Below are 18,569 nucleotides of genomic sequence, written 5' to 3'. Positions count from 1 at the left end.
CTATTACTACAGCTCCGGCTTACCCAAACGAGGGGATGCGGAATCGCCTTTGCCGAAAGGAGAATCGTACGCGAAATTGGTCTTGACCTTCGCGGCCGGTTTTGCCTGCTCACGGGTAGACTTCGCAGGGAGATAAGCGGAGGAAGCAGTCATGGCGGACAAGTCCACGAAAGGTCTCGCCGATGTCGTAGCCGCGTCCACAGCGCTGAGCGACATTGACGGAAAGGCCGGTCGTCTCTTCTATCGTGGATACGACATCCACGACCTGGCCGGCCGCGCGACGTTCGAGGAGGTCGCGCACCTGCTCCAGCGCGGCAGGCTGCCCGATCGCGCCGAGCTCGCCGCATACTCCGAGTCCCTGGCGGAGGGGCGCGAGCCCGGCCCGCTGGCCGCGGCCAACATCGCCGAGATCGCCGGGAAGCAGACGCCCATGGAGGCGCTGCGCTCGCTGGTCTCGCTGTCGGCCGCCGACGACCCGGACAAGGACTCGATCGCGCCCGAGGCCAACCTGCGCAAGGCCGCCCGCCTGACCGCCCAGCAGCCCGTGCTCGTCGCGCGCTACCACGCCGCCCGCACCGGGGGCGGCGTCCCCGACGCCGACCCCGAGCTCAGCATCGCGGGCAACTTCCTGCTCCAGGTCACCGGGCGCCGCCCCGAACCGCGCCAGGTCGAGATCTTCGACGAGTGCCTGGTGCTGCACGCCGACCACACCATGAACGCCTCCACGTTCGCCGCCCGGGTGTGCGCCGCGACGCTCTCGGACATGCACTCCGCCATCGTCGCCGCCATCGGCACCCTCAAGGGCCCGCTGCACGGCGGCGCGAACGAGCAGGTCATGAAGACGCTGGAGTCGATCCCGGCCGACGGCGTGGCGCAGGCCGTACGCGACAGGCTCGCCGCCGGCGAGAAGATCATGGGCTTCGGGCACCGCGTCTACAAGACCGAGGACCCGCGCGCCACGCACCTGCGCAGGATGTCCGCCGAGCTGGCCGAGGCCGCCGGCGACGACACGTACTACCGGATGTCCAAGGAGATGGAGGAGGTCGTCTTCGAGGCCAAGGGGCTCTATCCGAATGTCGACTTCTACGCCGCCTCGGTCTACCACTACCTTGGCATCCCGACCGACCTGTTCACCCCGGTCTTCTCGATCAGCCGCATGTCCGGCTGGACGGCACACGTCATCGAGCAGCACGCCGACAACCGCCTCATCCGCCCGGACAGCGAGTACATCGGTGAGACCGACCAGAAATGGAAGCCGATAGACGAACGTTGAGCGCCAACGAACGTGAGAGCTGGGGGCCGTACCCGCTTGTGCTGGCGGGTGCGGCCGTCGGGGTGTCCGTGACCTTCCTGGTGGACCCGCGCTGGGGCGGGTTCGCGCTCGGGGCCGTGATCATGGTCGCCGCCGCGCTGCGGTTCGCCGGCTATGCCGGCCAACTCGCGATCAGGAGCAGGAGGACCGACGTCACCACGCTGGCCGTCTTCGGCTTCGTGCTGGTCCTGACCTCGTTGCTGCTGGACGACGATCAGCTGAAGGCGATGATCCTGTCCCTTTTCGCCCGATGAGCTGGCCGTCCGATAGCCTCAACGCATCATTTCATCGAAGGGGAACCATTCGCATGCCCAAGATCAAGGTGGAGGGTCCCGTCGTCGAGCTTGACGGCGACGAGATGACCCGGATCATCTGGCAGTTCATCAAGGACCAGCTGATCCTTCCCTACCTCGACGTCGACCTGAAGTACTACGACCTCGGCATCGAACACCGAGACGCGACGGACGACCAGGTCACCATCGACGCCGCCAACGCCATCAAGAAGTACGGCGTCGGCGTGAAGTGCGCCACCATCACCCCGGACGAGGCGCGGGTCGAGGAGTTCGGTCTCAAGAAGATGTGGAAGTCCCCCAACGGGACCATCCGCAACATCCTCGGCGGCGTCATCTTCCGCGAGCCGATCATCATGTCGAACGTGCCGCGGCTGGTGCCGGGCTGGACCAAGCCGATCGTGGTCGGCCGTCACGCCTTCGGCGACCAGTACCGCGCGACGGACCTGAAGATCCCGGGCGAGGGCACGCTGACGCTGACGTACACGCCGAAGGACGGCTCCGAGCCGATCGAGCTCGACGTGTACGACTTCCCGGGCGCCGGCGTCGCGATGGCGATGTACAACCTGGACGAGTCGATCCGCGACTTCGCCCGCGCCTCCATGCGTTACGGCCTGGCGCGCAACTACCCCGTCTACCTGTCGACGAAGAACACCATCCTCAAGGCCTACGACGGCCGCTTCAAGGACATCTTCGCCGAGGTCTACGAGGCCGAGTTCAAGACCGACTTCGAGAAGGCCGGCCTGACCTACGAGCACCGCCTCATCGACGACATGGTCGCCGCGGCGCTCAAGTGGGAGGGCGGCTATGTCTGGGCGGCCAAGAACTACGACGGCGACGTGCAGTCCGACACGGTCGCGCAGGGCTTCGGCTCGCTCGGCCTGATGACCTCGGTGCTGATGACCCCCGACGGCCGCACGGTCGAGGCCGAGGCCGCGCACGGCACGGTGACCCGCCACTACCGCCAGCACCAGCAGGGCAAGCCGACCTCCACCAACCCGATCGCCTCGATCTTCGCGTGGACGCGTGGCCTGGCCCACCGCGGCAAGCTGGACAACACCCCCGCCGTCACCGAGTTCGCGAACACGCTGGAGCAGGTCTGCGTCGAGACGGTCGAGGGCGGCCAGATGACCAAGGACCTGGCGCTGCTGGTCGGCGGCGACGCCGCGTGGCTGACCACCCAGGACTTCCTGGGCGCGCTGGACGAGAACCTGAAGAAGAAGATGGCCTGACGGCCACCCCGAGACGGAACGGCCTCCACCCCGCGGCGTGCCGCCGGGCGGAGGCCGTTTCGCATGTTGTCAGCCGGTACGGGCGCCCCTCGCCGTCCGGCCTTGCCCAGTCTTGACGGTCACCCGGCGTGGCACAGTTGATCACCTGGGTAAGAGCCCCCTCGTAACAGTCGTGCGCGTCTCGGGGGGTTCGAATGCGACTGCGTTTTCTGGGGGGATTGGGGGTGCTCGCCGCCGCGACGATCCTGACGACGGGGTGCGACTCGCAGCCCGCCGACACCGTCAAGATGGCGGACAGCAAGGCCGACGCGGCAGCGAAGGCCAAGGCGAGCAAGGCCGCCAAGGTCCAGCGCGCCGCCGCGGTCAAGGCCAACGAGCTGGGCCAGATCCCGGTCCTGATGTTCCACCGCATCGTGGAGAAACCAGGCTCGACCGACGACCGCTCGCCCGCGCAGTTCCGCGCGGACCTGGAACGGCTGATCAAGGAGGACTACGTGCCGATCACGGCCGCCGAGATGGTGGCCGGCAAGATCGACATCCCGGCCGGCAAGCACCCGGTGGTCCTGACCTTCGACGACTCCTCGCCCTCGCAGCTCACGCTCAACGAGGTGGGCGTCCCTCAGAAGGACACGGCCGTGGCGATTCTCAAGGAGGTGGCGGCCAAGCACCCGGGCTTCCGCCCGGTCGCCACCATGTACATCACCCGCGACATGTTCGGCAAGACCGTGCGCGAGGAGCAGGCCCAGACGCTGCAGTGGCTCAAGGACAACGGCTTCGACCTCGGCAACCACACCCGCGACCACCTCAACCTGCGCGGCCGTTCGCAGAAGGAGGTCGAGGAGCAGATCGGCACGATCGGCAAGCTGATCACGTCGCTGTCGGGCGTCAAGCCCACGACGATCGCGCTGCCGTACGGCAACCAGCCGAAGAACAAGAACTGGGCGCTGCACGGCCCGGGCTACCACCACGACGGCGCGTTCCTGGCCGGGTACACGCCCTCGGCGGCGCCGTTCAGCAAGGCGTTCGAGCCGGCCGGGATCCCGCGGATCAAGGTCATGGAGAAGAAGGGCGACTGCTCCCAGTTCTGCTCGGAGGCGTGGCTGGACTGGTTCAACAAGAATCCGGACATGCGTTACGTCTCGGACGGCGACCCGCGGACGGTCGCGTATCCGAAGTTCAAGAACCCGTACCTGCGCAAGACGTTCACCACCTGGGCCCTGCCGTACTGACGGGGCCCTACTGACGCTCATCCGCGGGTGGTGAACGAGATGCCCGCGCGCACCAGCCGGTCGATCAGCGCCTGGCCCATCGCCGAGGCGGTGGTGAGCTGGCCCGCCCGCTCCGGCAGGTCGTCGAAGGCCAGGCACAGCGCCGACTCGCCGAGCATCTTGGCCGTCTCGTCGTAACCGGGGTCGCCGCCCGCGACCTCGGTGATCACCCGCTCGCCGCCGCCCTCGCCCAGGAACGTGACCCGGAACCAGCTCTTCGCCCGCTGCTCAGGCGACGGGCCCTGGCCGGGCCGCAGGCGGGCGCGGAGCAGGTCGCGGGCAGGCGGGAGCGCCGCGGCCACCGCGAGCGCCCCCGCGCCCGCCGCCGCCGCGAGGGCGCGGGGGAGCGTGCGGACCGCGAAGTGCTGGCGGTAGGTGAAGTCGGGGCCGTAGCGGTCGAGCAGCCGGGCCGAGCGGCCCACGATCATCGGGTCGAGGGTGGGCATCGGCAGCGCCCAGCCGCCCACGTAGCGCACCCCGCCCGCCCTGGAGCTGATCCTGCGGCCCTTGGGGCGGGGCTCGGCCGCGCGGCGCTGTGCGGCCGCCTCGGCGGCCTGGCGGGCCCGGCCCGCGATGGTGAGGACGGTCGACAGCGTGCCGCCTGACGGCCGGCCGTTCACCCGCAGGAAGCCGCTGACGGTGAGCGGGACGTTCTCGGGCAGCAGGCCGACGGTGCGGAGCACGCCGAGGTCCCACGGGATCGAGTCGAAGCCGCAGGCGTGCACGAGCTTGGCGCCGGTGCGGGCGGCCAGGTCGTGGTGGCGCAGGTAGGTCCGGTCGACGAACTCGGGCTCGCCGGTCAGGTCGAGGTAGTGGGTGCCGGCCTCGGCGCAGGCGGCCACCAGCGGCTCGCCGTGGACGATGTACGGGCCGACCGTGGTGGCGAGGACCCTGGTGCCGGCGGCCAGGTCGGCGAGCGCGGCCCGGTCGGCCGCGTCGGCCTTCAGGATCGGCACGTCGATCCCGAGCCGTTCGAGCTTGGCGGGATCGCGGCCGGCCAGCGCCCATCGCGTGCCGGGCGGAGCGGCGGCGGCGAGGTAGGCGGCGGTCAGCGCGCCGGTGAAGCCGCTCGCGCCGAAGAGCACGATGTCGTAGGGACGGTTCATGATCTCGAGCCTCTCCGCCGAGTCGCGCCCGCGCAAGGGCCTGTGTTAGTCGGCAAATTGCTGGTTTTCGTGACAAAGTGTGGCGAACCGTGACGTCACGAACGGTTAACGGATCCCTGTGAAGTAGCTGAGCGTCGTAAAGTTTGCCTCGTTGGGATCGAGTAAACGTGGGGACAGACGAATGCCGCAGATCGCGCCACTGGTGGCCGGTGATCCCCCGCACCTGGGATCATTCCGGCTCTCCGGACGCATCGGCGAAGGCGGTCAGGGCATCGTTTACCTCGGTGTCAATGACGAGGGTGAGCGCGCCGCCATCAAGTTGCTGCACATTAAATTCTCCGGCGACACCATCGCCCGCTCCCGCTTCGCCCGCGAGCTCAAGGCGGCGCAGCGGGTGGCGTCGTTCTGCACGGCGCGGGTGATCGAGGCCGACCTCGACGGCGACACGCCGTACATCGCGAGCGAGTACATCGAGGGCCGCTCGCTCAGGGAGCTGATCGAGACCGACGGGCCGCTGAGCGGCACCCCGCTCGACCGGCTCGCGATCGGCACCGCCACCGCGCTCACCGCCATCCACCACGCCCAGATCGTCCACCGCGACTTCAAGCCCGACAACGTGCTGATCGCCGCCGACGGGCCGCGCGTGGTCGACTTCGGCATCGCCCGCATCATCGACTCCACCGGCACGATCACCAGCCGGGCCATCGGCACGCCCGCCTACATGGCCCCCGAGCAGATCGCCGGCGACGACGTCGGCCCCTACACCGACGTCTTCTCGTGGGGGGCGACGATCGCCTTCGCCGCGACCGGACAGGCGGTCTTCGAGGGCAAGTCCATCGCGACCGTGCTCAACCGGATCCTCAACCACGAGGTCGACGTCGCCATGCTGCCGGAGCCGCTGCGTGGCGTGGTGGCCGGGGCGCTGGCCAAGGCGCCCGCCGAGCGGCCCTCCGCCGACCAGATCCTGCTGCGGCTGCTCGGGCAGTCCACCGGCGTGGGGGCCTCCACCGCCGTGCTCACGCGCGGCGTGCAGGTCGCGGGCGACGACACCACGCCGTTCAGCCGGGTCAACGCCAGGTCCGTCACCGACCTGCCCGCCCGCAGGGGCGCGGGGTCCCTGGTGCCGGCCGAGCACGGCCCGCCCACCCAGGAGCCGCACGGCGCCACCGGCCAGGGGCAGCACGGTGACGCCGGCCAGGGGCATGCCGGCGTCACCGGTCAGGGGCACGGCGGCGCCGCAGGCGGGCGGACGCACGAGGGGCAGGCGGCGGCGCCGACCACCCCGCCCGTGCCGCGGGCCGGAGACGTGGCCGGCGGGCCGGGCGAGGCCGGGCAGCCGTCCTACCCCGCGCCCACCGAGCCGTCGTCGGCGCCCGCGCGCCGGCGTTCCCGATGGCGGCTGTGGGCGGCCTTCGCCGGCGTGCTCGTGCTGGTCGCCGGTGCCGCGATGGTCGCCGCGATGAACGGCTGGCCCCTTGCCTTCCGCGAGCAGGGCGTCGAGCCGACGAAGGCCGGGGAGCCGTCGTACGCCTCCGTGGTGGACAAGGTGGCCACCACCGGCAAGATCGTCATCGGCGTCAAGGGCGACCTGCCCGGCGTCGGGCTGCAGAACGGCGAGGCGTTCGAGGGCTTCGACATCGACCTCGCCCGGCGCATCGCGACCGGGCTCGGGGCCAAGGAGACGGAGTTCGTCCGGGTCAGCAGGGACGACCGGCCCGCCGGGCTGGCGCAGGGCACGCTCGACCTGGTCGTGGCGACGTACGTGATCGACGGCCACAGCCCGTTCGCCGGCCCCTACTACCTGGCGCACCGCGACGTGCTCGTCCGCGCGGGCGGCGGCGTCGACAAGCTCGGCGACCTGGCGGGCAAGCGGGTCTGCGCCCCCAGCAGCCCGTCCGTCGGCGAGGTACAGGACCGCGTGAAGGTCAAGCCCGTGCTCGCGAGCAACTACGCCGAGTGCATGGACTTCCTGCGCACCGGCAAGGTCGACGCGGTCCCCGGCGAGGACGTGATCCTGGCCGGCTTCGCCAACCGCGAGCCGCTGCGCTACAAGATCCTCGGCGCCAAGCTCAGCAACGAGCGCTACGGCGTCGGCATCCGCCCCGGCGACGCGGCCACCTGCAAGGCGGTCAACGGCATCATCGCCGACCTCTACCGCAGCGGCGCCATGAAGGGACTCGTCGACCAGTATTTCGGCAAGGTCGACTTCAAACCCGAGCTACGGCAACCCGCGATGGAAACCTGCGGATGACGAGCGGGTAACATCCCCAACGTCCGACATTCTGCTGCGAGTTAGGGGAAAGGCCATGGCGTCGTCAGCCACTGCGCCCGTCAAGGTGACCGTCACCGGAGCCGCCGGCCAGATCGGCTACGCACTGCTGTTCCGCATCGCTTCGGGTCAGCTTCTCGGCGCCGACGTGCCGGTCAAGCTCAGCCTGCTGGAGATCCCGGCCGCCGTGAAGGCCGCCGAGGGCACCGCGATGGAGCTGGACGACTGCGCGTTCCCGTTGCTGTCCGGCATCGAGATCACCGACAGCCCCGACGTCGCGTTCGACGGCGCCAACGTGGCGCTGCTCGTCGGAGCCATGCCGCGCAAGGCCGGCATGGAGCGCGGCGACCTGCTCGGCGCGAACGGCGGCATCTTCGGCCCGCAGGGCAAGGCCATCAACGACCACGCCGCCGACGACATCCGGGTCCTGGTCGTGGGCAACCCGGCCAACACCAACGCCCTCATCGCGCAGCAGCACGCTCCCGACGTGCCGGCCGAGCGCTTCACCGCGATGACCCGGCTCGACCACAACCGCGCGCTCTCGCAGCTCGCGGCCAAGCTCCAGGTGCCGGTCACCGAGATCAAGAAGATGACGATCTGGGGCAACCACTCCGCCACCCAGTACCCCGACCTGTTCCACGCCGAGGTCGGCGGCAAGGTCGCGGCCGAGCAGGTCGACCACGAGTGGCTGAAGGACACCTTCATCCCGACCGTCGCCAAGCGCGGCGCGGCCATCATCGAGGCCCGCGGCGCCTCCTCGGCCGCCTCGGCCGCCAACGCCGCCATCGACCACGTGTACGACTGGGTCAACGGCACCGAGTGGACCTCCGCCGCGGTCGTCTCCGACGGCTCGTACGGCGTGCCCGAGGGCCTCATCTCGTCGTTCCCCGTCCGCGCCGCCGGCGGGCGTTTCGAGATCATCCAGGGCCTGGAGATCGACGCCTTCTCCCGCGAGCGCATCGACGCCAGCGTGCGCGAGCTGGAGGAGGAGCGCACCGCGGTCAAGGAGCTCGGCCTCATCTGAGCCGACCCGCCCGTGCCGGACGCCCCTCGCCGACGATCGGCGGGGGGCGTCCGTGTCGCCCGGCTCATTCGCCGTCCCGTGTCGCCCGGCTCACTCGCCGTCCGGGCCGTCGCTCTGTGCGGGACAGGTCGCCTGCGGACCGGTATGGGCCGCGTCCGGGGTGGCGAACACCACTCCTGCGGCGGCGAGCAGGCTGCCTGCCACGATGAGAGCGCCAAAGATCGGTTTCGTGACCCTTGGTGAAATGCTCTTCACGTTTCGGTACTACAGCACATATGCCGCCGCCGTAGGGCTCATTTGCCGGAAAGCGCCTCCCAGGCGTCCGAGACGATGTCGTGCAGCGACGGCCGGGCGGCCTTCCACCCCAGCTCGCGCTGGATCTTCGCGGACGAGGCGACCAGCACGGCGGGATCGCCGGGCCGCCGCTCGCCGAAGGCCGTGGGGATCTCGTGCCCGGTGACCTCGCGGCAGACCGAGATCACCTCACGCACGCTGAAGCCGGAGCCGCTGCCCAGGTTGTAGATCTTGTGCTCGCCGGGCGTGAGCGCCTCCAGCGCCAGCAGGTGCGCCCGCGCCAGGTCGGCGACATGGACGTAGTCGCGGACGCACGTGCCGTCCTGGGTCGGGTAGTCGGTGCCGAAGACGTTGATCGAGTCGCGCTCGCCGGTGGCGACCTTCAGCACGTTCGGGATGAGGTGGGTCTCGACCGCGTGGCGCTCGCGGAAGCGGCCGTAGGCCCCGGCCACGTTGAAGTAGCGCAGGCTCACGGCGGCCAGGCCGCGGACTCCGGCGAAGGCGCTCAGCGCCGTGTCCACGGCGAGCTTGGAGGCGCCGTAGGGGTTGGTCGGGCGCGTCGGGTCGCTCTCCTCGATCGGCGCGCGCTCCGGCTCACCGTACGTCGCCGCCGTCGAGGAGAACACGATCCGGCCGACCCCCTTGTCCCGCATGGCCTCCAGCAGCGCGAGGGTGCCGCCCAGGTTGTTCGCCCAGTAGAGGCCGGGCTTCTCCACCGACTCGCCGACCAGCGACTTGGCCGCGAAGTGGAGCACCGCGTCCACACCGTCCAGCGCGTCACCGGGCTGGGCGATGTCGGCGCGGACGAACCTGGCGCCCTCCGGCACCGCGTCCTCATGCCCGGTCGACAGGTCGTCGAGCACGGTCACCTCGTGCCCCGCCTCCACGAGCTGGGCCGCGACGACGCTGCCGACGTATCCCGCCCCGCCGGTGACCAGCAATCTCATGTGGACTCCTGTTCAAATATGTTTGATTTTGTAAGGCTTGCCGTTCAGCATACGCGGGAAAGCACCCGTATACGCTGCCAACCACCATGTTTGACACCGTCGCGGCCAACGTCGCCCTGGTCCTGCTCTTCGTCCTGATCGGGGGCTTCTTCGCCGCCGCCGAGATCGCGATGGTCTCGCTGCGGGAGAGCCAGATCCGCAAGCTGTCCGACCGCGGCCGCAGGGGCGAGCGCGTGGCCAAGCTCGCCCGCGACCCCAACCGGTTCCTCTCCGCCGTCCAGATCGGCGTCACGGTGGCCACCATGCTGTCGGCCGCGTTCGGCGCCGACCGGCTGGGCGCGCAGCTCACCCCCGTGCTGCAGGGCTGGGGCGTGCCCGAGGGCGTCGCCCCGGTGCTCGGGCTGGTGCTGGTCACGCTGGCCATCTCGTACGTCTCACTCGTGCTCGGTGAGCTGGCGCCCAAACGTCTGGCGCTCCAGCGGGCCGAAGGGCTCTCGCTGTTCGTGGCCCCGTTCCTCGACTGGGTCGCCCGCCTGTCGCGGCCGATCATCTGGATGCTCTCCAAGTCCACCGACGTCGTGGTACGGCTGCTCGGCGGCAACCCGGAGGCCGACCGCGAGGAGGTCACCACCGAGGAACTGCGCGACATGGTGGTCGGCCACCACGACCTGACCCCCGACGAGCGCAAGCTCATCGGCGAGGTCTTCGCCGCCGGCAAGCGGCAGCTCAGGGAGGTGATGCTGCCGCGCACCGAGGTCGAGTTCATGGAGGCCGACACGCCGCTCGCCGAGGCCGCCGCCATCGCCGCCCGGCTGCCGCACTCCCGCTTCCCCGTCTACCGCACCTCCTACGACGAGATCATCGGCTTCGTGCACGTACGCGACCTGCTCGACCCCGAGCTGTCCGGGCGCGACGAGCCGGTCAGCGCGCTCGTGCCGATCCGCCCCGCCAAGTTCGTGCCCGCCTCCAAGCGCCTGCTCAGCACCCTCAACGAGATGCGCGACGAGGGCCAGCACCTCGCCATCGTGGTCGACGAGTACGGCGGCACCGCCGGCATCATCACCTTGGAGGACCTGGTCGAGGAGCTGATCGGCGACATCAGGGACGAGTACGACATCGAGGAGGACGTGGTCGTCCTGCCCGCCGGCGAGATCGAGATCGACGGCCTGACCAACCTCAACGACTTCGCCGTCGAGACCGGCATCAGGCTGCCCGACGGCCCGTACGAGACGCTGGGCGGCTTCGTCATGGCGATGCTGGGCCACGTGGCGGCGCTCGGCGAGCGGGTCGAGGTGGCCGGCTTCGACCTGGAGGTCATCGAGCTGGACGGGCGGCGGATCGCCAGGGTGCGGGTGAAACGCCGTCCGGCCGTTGAGTCGCCCCCCGACCAGGATTCCTGACACAATTGCCTGCTATGGCCAGACCTCGTGTTCTCTCCGGCATCCAGCCCACCGCGGACTCCTTCCACCTGGGCAACTACCTGGGTGCGGTCCGTCAGTGGGTCACCATGCAGGAGACCCACGACGCCTTCTACTGTGTGGTCGACCTCCACGCGATCACCGTGCCGACCGAGCCCGCCGCGCTGCGCCGGCGCAGCCGCGTGGCCGCCGCGCAGCTCTTCGCCGCGGGCCTCGACCCCGAGCAGGCCACCGTCTTCGTGCAGTCGCACGTGCGTGAGCACACCGAGCTCGCCTGGATCCTGATCTGCCTCACCGGCATGGGGGAGGCGGGCAGGATGACGCAGTTCAAGGACAAGTCCGCCAAGTTCGGCGAGAGCGCGGCCAGCGTGGGGCTGTTCACCTACCCCATCCTCCAGGCCGCCGACATCCTCATCTACCAGGCCGACAAGGTGCCGGTGGGCGCCGACCAGAAGCAGCACCTGGAGCTGACCCGCGACCTCGGTCAGCGCTTCAACCACCGTTTCGGCGACACCTTCACGCTGCCCGAGCCCTACATCCTGAAGGAGGTCGAGAAGATCACCGACCTCCAGGACCCGACGGCGAAGATGTCGAAGTCGTCCTCCAGCCCGGCGGGCATCCTCGACGTCCTGGAGCAGCCGGGGCCGCTGCGCAAGAAGGTCATGCGGGCGGTCACCGACACCGGCACCGAGGTCCTGTTCGACGAGGAGAACAAGCCGGGCATCTCCAACCTGCTGCGCATCCAGTCGGCGCTGACCGGCACGCCGATCCCCGACCTGGTCGCCCGCTACGCCGGGCAGGGCTACGGCACGTTCAAGAAGGAGGTCGCCGAGGCCGTCGTCGAGACGTTCACGCCGATCCGCGAGCGCGTCGAGAAGCTGCTGTCCAACGAGGCGGAGCTCGACCGCATGCTCGCGGTCGGCGCCGAGCGCGCGGGGGCGGTCGCCCGGCAGACCATGGAGCAGGTCCGCGACCGGGTCGGCTTCCTGCCCAAGCTCTGACCCGGGGCTCAGGGGCCGAGGCGGCCCGCGAGGTCCGTGGCGGCCGCGAGGTCGTCGGCCAGGGCCTCGCGCTCGGCCTCCGTCAGCTCCAGTGCGGCGGTCTCGGCGAGCAGCGCCGCCGCCGCGTCCCGGTCGCCGGCGCGCAGCCGCAGCTCGGCCAGGTAGACCAGGGCGGGCAGCCGTTGCGCGGGCGGCGCCGCCGTGTGCCTGGCGAGGCCCGTCTCCAGCACCTTGACGCCCGCCGCCACGTCGCCGCGCGCGTCGGCCTGGCGGGCGGCGGCGGCGATCACCCGCGCGAGCCGTCCCTCGGCCGGGTCCGGCTCGCCGGCGTCCTCCTTGCGGCGGCTGATCCGCACCCAGTTGCCGCCGGGGTCCACCACGACGAACCCGCCCGACGTGCCCTGCACGCGCCGTGGCCGGGTCATCCTCGGGATCCCGGACACCGGCACCTTGCCGAACGCCGCCCGCAGCCCCGCCGCGAACGCCGCGTGCAGCGCCCCCGTGTCCGGCACCACCACGACCACGCTGCCCATGGACTGCTCGGGGTCGAACCCGGGCACGCCGAAGAAGTGCAGTTCGACGCCGCCCCGGCGGACGGCGGCGTACGGGTTGGGGCGCTCCTGGCGGTAGGTGACGTCGAAGCCGAGCGCGCGGTAGAAGGGCAGGACGTCGTCGAGCTGCCGGCAGGGCAGGAGGGGGATGACGGTCTCGAACATGAAAATATCGTACAGTGTTCGGAGTTAAGGAGGCCCCTGTCATGGAGTACGCGGGCCGGGGCGACCCCGCACGGACCATGGCCCTGCTCTGGGACGGGCTCCCGGCCCCCCGGCGCGGGCCCCGGCAGCGGCTGGAGCTGGCCGCCGTCGTGGGCGCCGCCGTCGCGGCGGCCGACCGGGCCGGGCCGGGCGCGCTGTCCATGCGGGCGCTGGCCCAGGAGCTCGGGATCGGCACGGCGTCGCTCTACACGTACGTGCCGGGCAAGGCCGAGCTGCTGGAGCTGATGGTCGACCGGGTGGTGGGCGGGCAGCCGCTGCCCGACGCCACCTCGGGCTGGCGGGCCGGGCTGCGCGGCGTCGCCGAGGCCGACCTGGCCGCCTACCGGGCCCACCCGTGGCTGCTGCAGGTGTCCACCTCGCGCACCGTCTTCGGCCCCCACGTCCTCGCCCGTTACGAGGCCACGCTGGCGCTGCTGCACGGGCACGGGCTGGCCGCGGCCGACGTGGTGGGCTGTGTGGCGGCGGTGGACTCGTACACGCGGGGCGCGGCCGCGGCCGTGGTCGAGGCCGAGCAGGCGCCCGCGCAGACCGGCAGCAGCGACGACGAGTGGTGGGAGCGGCGGGTGCCGTTCCTGGAGGAGCGCATGAACGGGCGGTTCCCGCTGCTCGCCGCGCTGGAGGAGGCCGGGGCGTTCGGGGTGTCGGACACCGCGCTGCCGTACACGTTGCAGCGGGCCCTGGACCGCTTCGCCCTCGGCCTCGGCCTGGTGCTCGACGCGGTGGCCGGACGGATCGCGGCGGGCTCGGGGCGCACCCCCTGACGTCAGCCTTCCCTGGCCTCCCGGTGCACGCGCAGGAGCGCGCGGAGGGCGGCCAGGCTCGGCCTGGTGAGCCGGAGGTCGTCGCGGGCGGCGGTCCAGCCGGCATGGTGTCGTTCGAACGCCCAGCCGGGGAACTCCCGTGCGGCTTCCTCAAGCAGTCGTTCCATGACGAGGTCGGCACTCGGCGCTGTGGTCATGAACGCAGCGTGGCACCGGGACGCCGGTCCGTGACGAACTCGGGCGAAAGAACTCCGGGTTCGCCGGGACCGAACTGAGAGTTCGGCCGGGGCCGATCAGCTCTGGATGCCGTGGCGCTCGGCGAGCCGGCGGACCTCCGGCGCCCACGACGGCCTGGCCCGCCGTGCCAGCGCCCGGACCATCTCCCTGAGCAGCAGCTTGTGGTCCAGCTCCTCGGGGGACTCGCGCTCGATGCGCAGCAGGTGCAGCAGGCTGGCGGCGTCGTCGCCGAGGTCCTCGCAGGCGCGGGCGACCTCCCCGAGATGGGTGGTGCGCCGCTCGATGGACGGGGTCGCGGTGAGGTCGATGTCGTCGGCGATGCGCAGCACGTCCTCGGGGCGGCCGGCGTCGTTCTCGATGCTGGCGAGGTGGATGGCGACGTTCGTGGGGCCGAAGAAGGCGAGGTCGTAGACGTCGGAGTGGTCGCGTACGCGCTCGGCGAGCCGGCTCGCGGTGCCGCGCAGGCGCTCGCGCGCCCGGTCGTCGTCGCCCGAGCGGGACTCGCCGATGGCGGCCAGCAGGTGCAGCGCGCCGAGCGCCTTGAGGTGCCGCTCGTCGCCGTCGGGCACGTGCGGTTCGAGCAGCTCGATGCCCTGCCGGGCGACGTCGTAGGCGATCTGGTGCATGTCGTCCGACAACATCGACTGCCCGAGGTTCCAGTACGCCCACGCGATCGTCAGCGGGTCCTCGGACTCCTCGGCGAGGCGCATGGCCCGGTCGGCCGCGAGGTGCGCGAGGTCCACCCGCTGCAGGTGCTTGAGCACGCCCCTGGCCAGCATGTACGCGTCCGTGGCGACGCTGCGGGCGCGCGGCGTGCGCTCGGCGGCCAGGCTCTCGGCGTCGGTGACCAGGGACGGCAGCGCCGCCATGAGGATCGAGTAGCGCCTGGCCGAGGTGAACCAGGCGCTGCGGGCCGCCGCGACCCGTTCGGAGAGCTGGTCGGCGTCCGGCGGTTCGAGGTCGGGCGCGAGGGGCCGGCAGGTGAACATGGCCCGCTCGATGTGGCTGATCTGCGGCCGGCTGGGCTCGTGCGAGTCGCGGGGCGTCTCGCCGAGCAGCACCGCGGTCCGTACGCCGAGCACCTTGGCGATCTCGCGCAGGAGGGGGAGCGAGGGGGTGCGTTTGCCGTGTTCGATGAGTTCGATGTGTCTGGGGGTGCATCCGGACTGGGTGGCCAGCGCGGTGGTGCTCATGCCCCTGCGCTCGCGCTGTAGCCGGACCATCTGACCGGTCGTGATCTCGGTCATGGGACGTGGCGCCTCCTGGCTCTGTCGCAACTGCCCACAGGCTAGGGCTCCAGGACCCCGCCTGTGAGTGGTTTCGGCACAGCCGAAAAAGGTGAGGGGCGTTCGGTGTCTCCGCAGGTCAGAAAGGTGAAAGTGGTTCGTGTTCAGCGGCGCGCATGGTGCTGGTGGACGCGGGTCAATAGGTCCGAAAACTGCTCGCGTTCGGCGGGTGTGAGCGGGGCCAGCAACTCGTCCTGGAGGGAGGCGACGACCTCCTGGAGCCGGGCGAGGTGCTCCTCGCCCCGCGTGGTGAGCCGGATGACGTTGCGGCGGCGGTCGGCGGGATCGGGGGAGCGTTCGACGTGGCCGCGCCCGGCCAGCTCGTTGATGACCGCGACCAGGTCGCTGCGGTAGATGCCGGTGCGCCGGCTCAGCTCGGCCTGGCTGACGGGCCCGCCCTCGCGCAGCGCCACGAGCGCGGCGTAGTGCCACTTGCGGGCCGCCGGGACGCCGCCTGCTCGCCCCCGACCTCATCGGCATGGGCCGCTCGGGCAAGCCCGACCTGCCGTACCGCTTCGGCGACCACGCCCGCTACCTGGACGCCTGGTTCGACGCGCTCGGCCTGGAGGACGTGGTGCTGGTCGGCCACGACTGGGGCGGCGCGCTCGCCTGCGACTGGGCGGCCCGGCATCCGGAACGGGTGCGGGGCGTGGCGCTCATGGAGGCGGTCGTCCGCGGGACGAGCCTGGACGAGCTGGGCGAGGGCCCGCGCCGCCGGGCCGAGACCATCCGCGGCCCCGAGGGCGAGAAGCTGGTGCTCGACGGCGACTTCCTCATCCGCTCCGCCTACACCGGCGGGGTGCTGACGCTCTTGGGCGAGGAGGACCTGCGGCCCTACCTGGAGCCCTACCCGACGCGCGAGAGCCGCCGGCCGCTGCTGGAGTGGGCGCGCTCGCTGCCGCTCGACGGGGAGCCGGCCGACGTGGCCGAGCGGGTGACCTTCTTCGGCAAGTGGCTGGGGGCCTCGGGCGAGGTGCCCAAGCTGCTGCTCACCTTCGACTCCTCGCCGACGCTGCTGATCACCCCGCAGGTGGCGCAATGGTGCGCGGACAACGTCGCGGCGCTGGAGACCCTGCACCTCGGCCCGGCCGGGCACCACGCCACCGAGGACCGGCCGGGCGAGATCGCCGCCGCGATCGCCGCCTGGGCCGCCCGCCACGGCCTCTGACGGGCGATGTGCCTGTAGGCTCGCCGGTCGGCGGGCGTGCGGCGCGCCGGGCTGGGCAGTTGCTCCACCGTGACCTGGTGAGGCCGGGAGGGCGTGGAATGGCGAGTCTGTGGCGGCGCGTCGAGGCGGTCCGGGCCTGGGGGCGCCGGACGGTCGACCGATGGCGGGTGCGCAGGCTCTCGCTCGACCACCTCATCCGCGGCGTGCAGCGCTACCAGGGCCAGAACGGCGACCGGCTGGCGGGCGCGGTCACCTACTTCGCTTTCCTGTCGTTCTTCCCGCTGGTGGCGCTCGCGTACGCGGTGCTGGGCTACATGGTGGCCACCAGCGAGACCACCAGGCAGGCCCTGGAGGCCGCCATCACCGAGCGGCTGCCCGGCATCGCCGACCAGCTCAACCTCAAGGCCATCGCCGAGGCCAAGGCGACCGCCGGCCTCATCGGCCTGCTCGGCCTGCTCTACGCCGGGCTCGGCGCGCTGGACGCCCTGCGCGGGGCGCTCCGCGAGATCTACATGACCACCCAGCCGCCGCTCAACTTCTTCCTCGGCAAGCTGCGGGACCTGTCCTCGCTCGTGATGATCGGGATCGCCATGATCACGTCCGTGCTGGTCGGCGGGTTCGCCACCAGCGCGACCGACAAGGTCCTGCACCTCGTCTTCGGCAGCGAGTCCGCCCTGGCCACCTTCGGGCTGCGGCTGGCGGGCGTGGTGGCCGGGCTCGCCGCCGACTGGGTGCTGTTCGTCATCCTGCTCGGCTGGGTGGCCAAGCCGGTCCAGCCGTTCAAGGTGATCGCCAAGGGTGCGCTGATCGGCGCGATCGGGTTCGGCGTGCTCAAGCAGCTCGCCACCCTGCTGCTCGCCACGACGCTCGGCAACCCCGTCTACGGAACGTTCGCGGTGATCGTGGGCCTGCTCGTCTGGATCAACTTCTCGGCCCGGCTCGTCCTGCACGTCGCCGCCTGGACGGCCACGGCCGGCTACTGCCCGCCGCCCGCGCCCACGCCGGTGCCCTCGCCGATCGTGAAGCCGTCGCAGGAGGGCTCAGACGCCTGAGTCGCCGCGGCGCCGGCGGCGGATCCCGTACACCAGCCAGACGGTCCCGAACAGCAGCCCGCCGCCGATCACGGCCGCCCCGACGGCCTTGGTGTGGTCGGTCTGCTTCTGGGCGGCGGTGTCCAGCAGCGGCGGCTGCTGGGCCGGGGTCACCTGGGTGAGCGGGCCGCCGGAGGTCCGCGCCTGCGGCGCGGCCGGCTGCTGGGCCGGCAGCGGGTCCACGAGCTGCCCGACCGGGGTCACCTTGCCCCGCACCGAGAAGCCCCAGTCCAGGAGCTCGCCGACCTCCTCCCAGAAGTAGCCCTCGTGGCGCATGACGCTCACCACGATCGTGTGGCCGCCGCGGGTGGCCGCGCCGACGAAGCTGCCGAGGGCCTTGGAGGTCCAGCCGTTCTTGACGCCGATCATGCCCTGGTAGCGCCAGAGCAGCTTGTTGTGGTTGCTGATCTGGTACGTCTTGCCCTTCGGAGCCGGGAAGTCCGCCGTCTTCGTGCTGATGTAGCGGACGAAGTCGCGGTTGGCCAGGCCGGCGCGGGCGATGAGCGCCAGGTCGTAGGCCGAGCTGCTCTGGCCGGGCTTGTCGAGGCCGCTCGGCGTCTTGGCGACGGTGTCGTACGCCTGCAGCCGCTTCGCCTCCTCGTTCATCTCCCGCATGGTCTTGGCCAGGCCGCCGTTGACCTCGGCGAGCGCCATGGCCGCGTCGTTGCCCGAGGTCAGCATGAGGCCCTTGAACAGGTCGTCGACCCGGTACGTGGCCTTCGGCGTGAGCCCGACCGCGCTGCCCTCCTGGTTGCAGGCGTTCTGGCTGGGCCGGATCCTGAGGTTCTTGTTCAGCTTCGGGATCAGGGTGAGCGCGGTCAGCGTCTTCAGGGTGCTGGCGGGCAGGTAGCGCCCGTGGGCGTCCTTGGCGGCGAGCACCTGGCCCGTGTCCACGTCCGCGATGACGTACGACGTAGCCTTGGTCTTGGGCGGCTTCTTGACGCCCTCGGGGGCGACCAGACCACGGCTGCCCAGCGCCGGGCCGCCCACGGGCGGGGCCGGGGCGGCGTACGCGGTCCCGCCGGCGAGCGAGGCCGAGGTGACGAACGCCGTGATCAGTACGGTTTTGGTCCACATGGCGGGTCTCAG

The 18,569-nt window shown here is 71.2% G+C and carries 18 protein-coding genes; 11 read left to right on the top strand and 7 right to left on the bottom strand.

Annotated elements, in window-relative coordinates:
* The first annotated feature begins 151 nt into the window (after positions 1 to 151).
* The 4 genes from SMD20_RS24945 to SMD20_RS24930 all read left to right on the top strand — a co-directional run bounded on the left by SMD20_RS24945 (position 152) and on the right by SMD20_RS24930 (position 4,063).
* The gene (locus tag SMD20_RS24945; protein WP_329585200.1) at positions 152 to 1,273 is read left to right on the top strand and encodes a citrate/2-methylcitrate synthase; all 1,122 of its coding nucleotides are present in this window, start codon (positions 152 to 154) and stop codon (positions 1,271 to 1,273) included.
* Positions 1,270 to 1,566 (top strand): DUF3017 domain-containing protein, encoded by a 297-nt coding sequence (locus SMD20_RS24940; RefSeq protein ID WP_329585198.1) that lies wholly within the window; start codon positions 1,270 to 1,272, stop codon positions 1,564 to 1,566. Before SMD20_RS24945 ends, SMD20_RS24940 begins: the two co-directional genes overlap by 4 nt.
* A gap of 53 nt (positions 1,567 to 1,619) precedes the next feature.
* Positions 1,620 to 2,834 carry an NADP-dependent isocitrate dehydrogenase gene (locus SMD20_RS24935; RefSeq protein WP_329585196.1) on the top strand — a complete coding sequence of 405 codons (1,215 nt, stop codon included), beginning with the start codon at positions 1,620 to 1,622 and terminating at the stop codon, positions 2,832 to 2,834.
* A 194-nt stretch (positions 2,835 to 3,028) separates the two neighbouring features.
* The gene (locus tag SMD20_RS24930) at positions 3,029 to 4,063 is read left to right on the top strand and encodes a polysaccharide deacetylase family protein (protein WP_329585192.1); all 1,035 of its coding nucleotides are present in this window, start codon (positions 3,029 to 3,031) and stop codon (positions 4,061 to 4,063) included.
* A gap of 17 nt (positions 4,064 to 4,080) precedes the next feature.
* On the opposite strand, the gene SMD20_RS24925 is transcribed toward SMD20_RS24930, so the two are convergent.
* Positions 4,081 to 5,208, bottom strand: coding sequence for a saccharopine dehydrogenase family protein (locus SMD20_RS24925; RefSeq protein ID WP_329585190.1), 1,128 nt, complete (start codon positions 5,206 to 5,208; stop codon positions 4,081 to 4,083).
* 181 nt (positions 5,209 to 5,389) lie between these two features.
* On the opposite strand from SMD20_RS24925, the gene SMD20_RS24920 reads away from it, so the two are divergent.
* Together SMD20_RS24920 and SMD20_RS24915 are read left to right on the top strand one after the other, a co-directional pair.
* Positions 5,390 to 7,459 carry a protein kinase domain-containing protein gene (locus tag SMD20_RS24920; protein WP_329585186.1) on the top strand — a complete coding sequence of 690 codons (2,070 nt, stop codon included), beginning with the start codon at positions 5,390 to 5,392 and terminating at the stop codon, positions 7,457 to 7,459.
* A 55-nt stretch (positions 7,460 to 7,514) separates the two neighbouring features.
* Positions 7,515 to 8,501, top strand: a complete 987-nt coding sequence (locus tag SMD20_RS24915) for a malate dehydrogenase (protein WP_329585185.1) — start codon at positions 7,515 to 7,517, stop codon at positions 8,499 to 8,501.
* A gap of 293 nt (positions 8,502 to 8,794) precedes the next feature.
* Here SMD20_RS24915 and galE read toward each other — a convergent pair whose 3' ends face one another.
* Complete coding sequence (galE, locus tag SMD20_RS24910; protein WP_329585182.1) at positions 8,795 to 9,742, bottom strand: UDP-glucose 4-epimerase GalE; 948 nt, start codon at positions 9,740 to 9,742, stop codon at positions 8,795 to 8,797.
* A gap of 86 nt (positions 9,743 to 9,828) precedes the next feature.
* On the opposite strand from galE, the gene SMD20_RS24905 reads away from it, so the two are divergent.
* A complete protein-coding gene (locus tag SMD20_RS24905; RefSeq protein ID WP_329585179.1) occupies positions 9,829 to 11,142 on the top strand; it encodes a hemolysin family protein in 1,314 nt (437 codons plus the stop codon).
* Positions 11,143 to 11,156: 14 nt separating this feature from the next.
* Entirely contained in the window at positions 11,157 to 12,161 is a 1,005-nt protein-coding gene (gene trpS / locus SMD20_RS24900) for a tryptophan--tRNA ligase (RefSeq protein WP_329585177.1), read from the top strand.
* An 8-nt stretch (positions 12,162 to 12,169) separates the two neighbouring features.
* Here trpS and SMD20_RS24895 read toward each other — a convergent pair whose 3' ends face one another.
* Positions 12,170 to 12,877: a hypothetical protein gene (locus tag SMD20_RS24895; protein ID WP_329585174.1), complete on the bottom strand. Its 708-nt coding sequence runs from the start codon at positions 12,875 to 12,877 to the stop codon at positions 12,170 to 12,172.
* Between the two features lie 41 nt (positions 12,878 to 12,918).
* On the opposite strand from SMD20_RS24895, the gene SMD20_RS24890 reads away from it, so the two are divergent.
* Entirely contained in the window at positions 12,919 to 13,698 is a 780-nt protein-coding gene (locus tag SMD20_RS24890) for a TetR/AcrR family transcriptional regulator (RefSeq protein WP_329585171.1), read from the top strand.
* Positions 13,699 to 13,700: 2 nt separating this feature from the next.
* Here SMD20_RS24890 and SMD20_RS24885 read toward each other — a convergent pair whose 3' ends face one another.
* The 3 genes from SMD20_RS24885 to SMD20_RS24875 form a co-directional block, all read right to left on the bottom strand.
* Entirely contained in the window at positions 13,701 to 13,895 is a 195-nt protein-coding gene (locus SMD20_RS24885; protein ID WP_329585169.1) for a hypothetical protein, read from the bottom strand.
* 96 nt (positions 13,896 to 13,991) lie between these two features.
* Positions 13,992 to 15,182, bottom strand: a complete 1,191-nt coding sequence (locus SMD20_RS24880) for a helix-turn-helix domain-containing protein (RefSeq protein WP_329585166.1) — start codon at positions 15,180 to 15,182, stop codon at positions 13,992 to 13,994.
* Positions 15,183 to 15,325: 143 nt separating this feature from the next.
* Positions 15,326 to 15,634, bottom strand: a complete 309-nt coding sequence (locus tag SMD20_RS24875) for a MarR family winged helix-turn-helix transcriptional regulator (RefSeq protein ID WP_329585163.1) — start codon at positions 15,632 to 15,634, stop codon at positions 15,326 to 15,328.
* A gap of 65 nt (positions 15,635 to 15,699) precedes the next feature.
* Between SMD20_RS24875 and SMD20_RS24870 the strand changes: the two genes are divergently transcribed.
* A complete protein-coding gene (locus SMD20_RS24870) occupies positions 15,700 to 16,389 on the top strand; it encodes a haloalkane dehalogenase (protein WP_329585160.1) in 690 nt (229 codons plus the stop codon).
* Positions 16,390 to 16,487: 98 nt separating this feature from the next.
* Positions 16,488 to 17,441 (top strand): YihY/virulence factor BrkB family protein, encoded by a 954-nt coding sequence (locus SMD20_RS24865; RefSeq protein ID WP_329585158.1) that lies wholly within the window; start codon positions 16,488 to 16,490, stop codon positions 17,439 to 17,441.
* On the opposite strand, the gene SMD20_RS24860 is transcribed toward SMD20_RS24865, so the two are convergent.
* Positions 17,430 to 18,557, bottom strand: coding sequence for a D-alanyl-D-alanine carboxypeptidase family protein (locus SMD20_RS24860; protein ID WP_329585155.1), 1,128 nt, complete (start codon positions 18,555 to 18,557; stop codon positions 17,430 to 17,432). The two genes, SMD20_RS24865 and SMD20_RS24860, sit on opposite strands and share 12 nt — an antisense overlap.
* Between the last annotated feature and the right edge of the window lie 12 nt (positions 18,558 to 18,569).

It is taken from the genome of Nonomuraea sp. LP-02 (assembly GCF_036289125.1).
Taxonomy (GTDB): domain Bacteria; phylum Actinomycetota; class Actinomycetes; order Streptosporangiales; family Streptosporangiaceae; genus Nonomuraea; species Nonomuraea bangladeshensis.
Note: the sequence above shows the minus strand (reverse complement) of the source record. Positions and strands in the feature narration are given on the sequence as shown.

Bases quoted from the DNA above. Each gene is read 5' to 3' on its own strand.
- SMD20_RS24945 (WP_329585200.1), top strand. From the start codon at position 152: ATGGCGGACAAGTCCACGAAAGGTCTCGCCGATGTCGTAGCCGCGTCC.
- SMD20_RS24935 (WP_329585196.1), top strand. From the start codon at position 1,620: ATGCCCAAGATCAAGGTGGAGGGTCCCGTCGTCGAGCTTGACGGCGAC.
- SMD20_RS24930 (WP_329585192.1), top strand. From the start codon at position 3,029: ATGCGACTGCGTTTTCTGGGGGGATTGGGGGTGCTCGCCGCCGCGACG.
- SMD20_RS24925 (WP_329585190.1), bottom strand. From the start codon at position 5,208: ATGAACCGTCCCTACGACATCGTGCTCTTCGGCGCGAGCGGCTTCACC.
- SMD20_RS24920 (WP_329585186.1), top strand. From the start codon at position 5,390: ATGCCGCAGATCGCGCCACTGGTGGCCGGTGATCCCCCGCACCTGGGA.
- SMD20_RS24915 (WP_329585185.1), top strand. From the start codon at position 7,515: ATGGCGTCGTCAGCCACTGCGCCCGTCAAGGTGACCGTCACCGGAGCC.
- galE (WP_329585182.1), bottom strand. From the start codon at position 9,742: ATGAGATTGCTGGTCACCGGCGGGGCGGGATACGTCGGCAGCGTCGTC.
- SMD20_RS24905 (WP_329585179.1), top strand. From the start codon at position 9,829: ATGTTTGACACCGTCGCGGCCAACGTCGCCCTGGTCCTGCTCTTCGTC.
- trpS (WP_329585177.1), top strand. From the start codon at position 11,157: ATGGCCAGACCTCGTGTTCTCTCCGGCATCCAGCCCACCGCGGACTCC.
- SMD20_RS24895 (WP_329585174.1), bottom strand. From the start codon at position 12,877: ATGTTCGAGACCGTCATCCCCCTCCTGCCCTGCCGGCAGCTCGACGAC.
- SMD20_RS24890 (WP_329585171.1), top strand. From the start codon at position 12,919: ATGGAGTACGCGGGCCGGGGCGACCCCGCACGGACCATGGCCCTGCTC.
- SMD20_RS24885 (WP_329585169.1), bottom strand. From the start codon at position 13,895: ATGACCACAGCGCCGAGTGCCGACCTCGTCATGGAACGACTGCTTGAG.
- SMD20_RS24880 (WP_329585166.1), bottom strand. From the start codon at position 15,182: ATGACCGAGATCACGACCGGTCAGATGGTCCGGCTACAGCGCGAGCGC.
- SMD20_RS24870 (WP_329585160.1), top strand. From the start codon at position 15,700: ATGGGCCGCTCGGGCAAGCCCGACCTGCCGTACCGCTTCGGCGACCAC.
- SMD20_RS24865 (WP_329585158.1), top strand. From the start codon at position 16,488: ATGGCGAGTCTGTGGCGGCGCGTCGAGGCGGTCCGGGCCTGGGGGCGC.
- SMD20_RS24860 (WP_329585155.1), bottom strand. From the start codon at position 18,557: ATGTGGACCAAAACCGTACTGATCACGGCGTTCGTCACCTCGGCCTCG.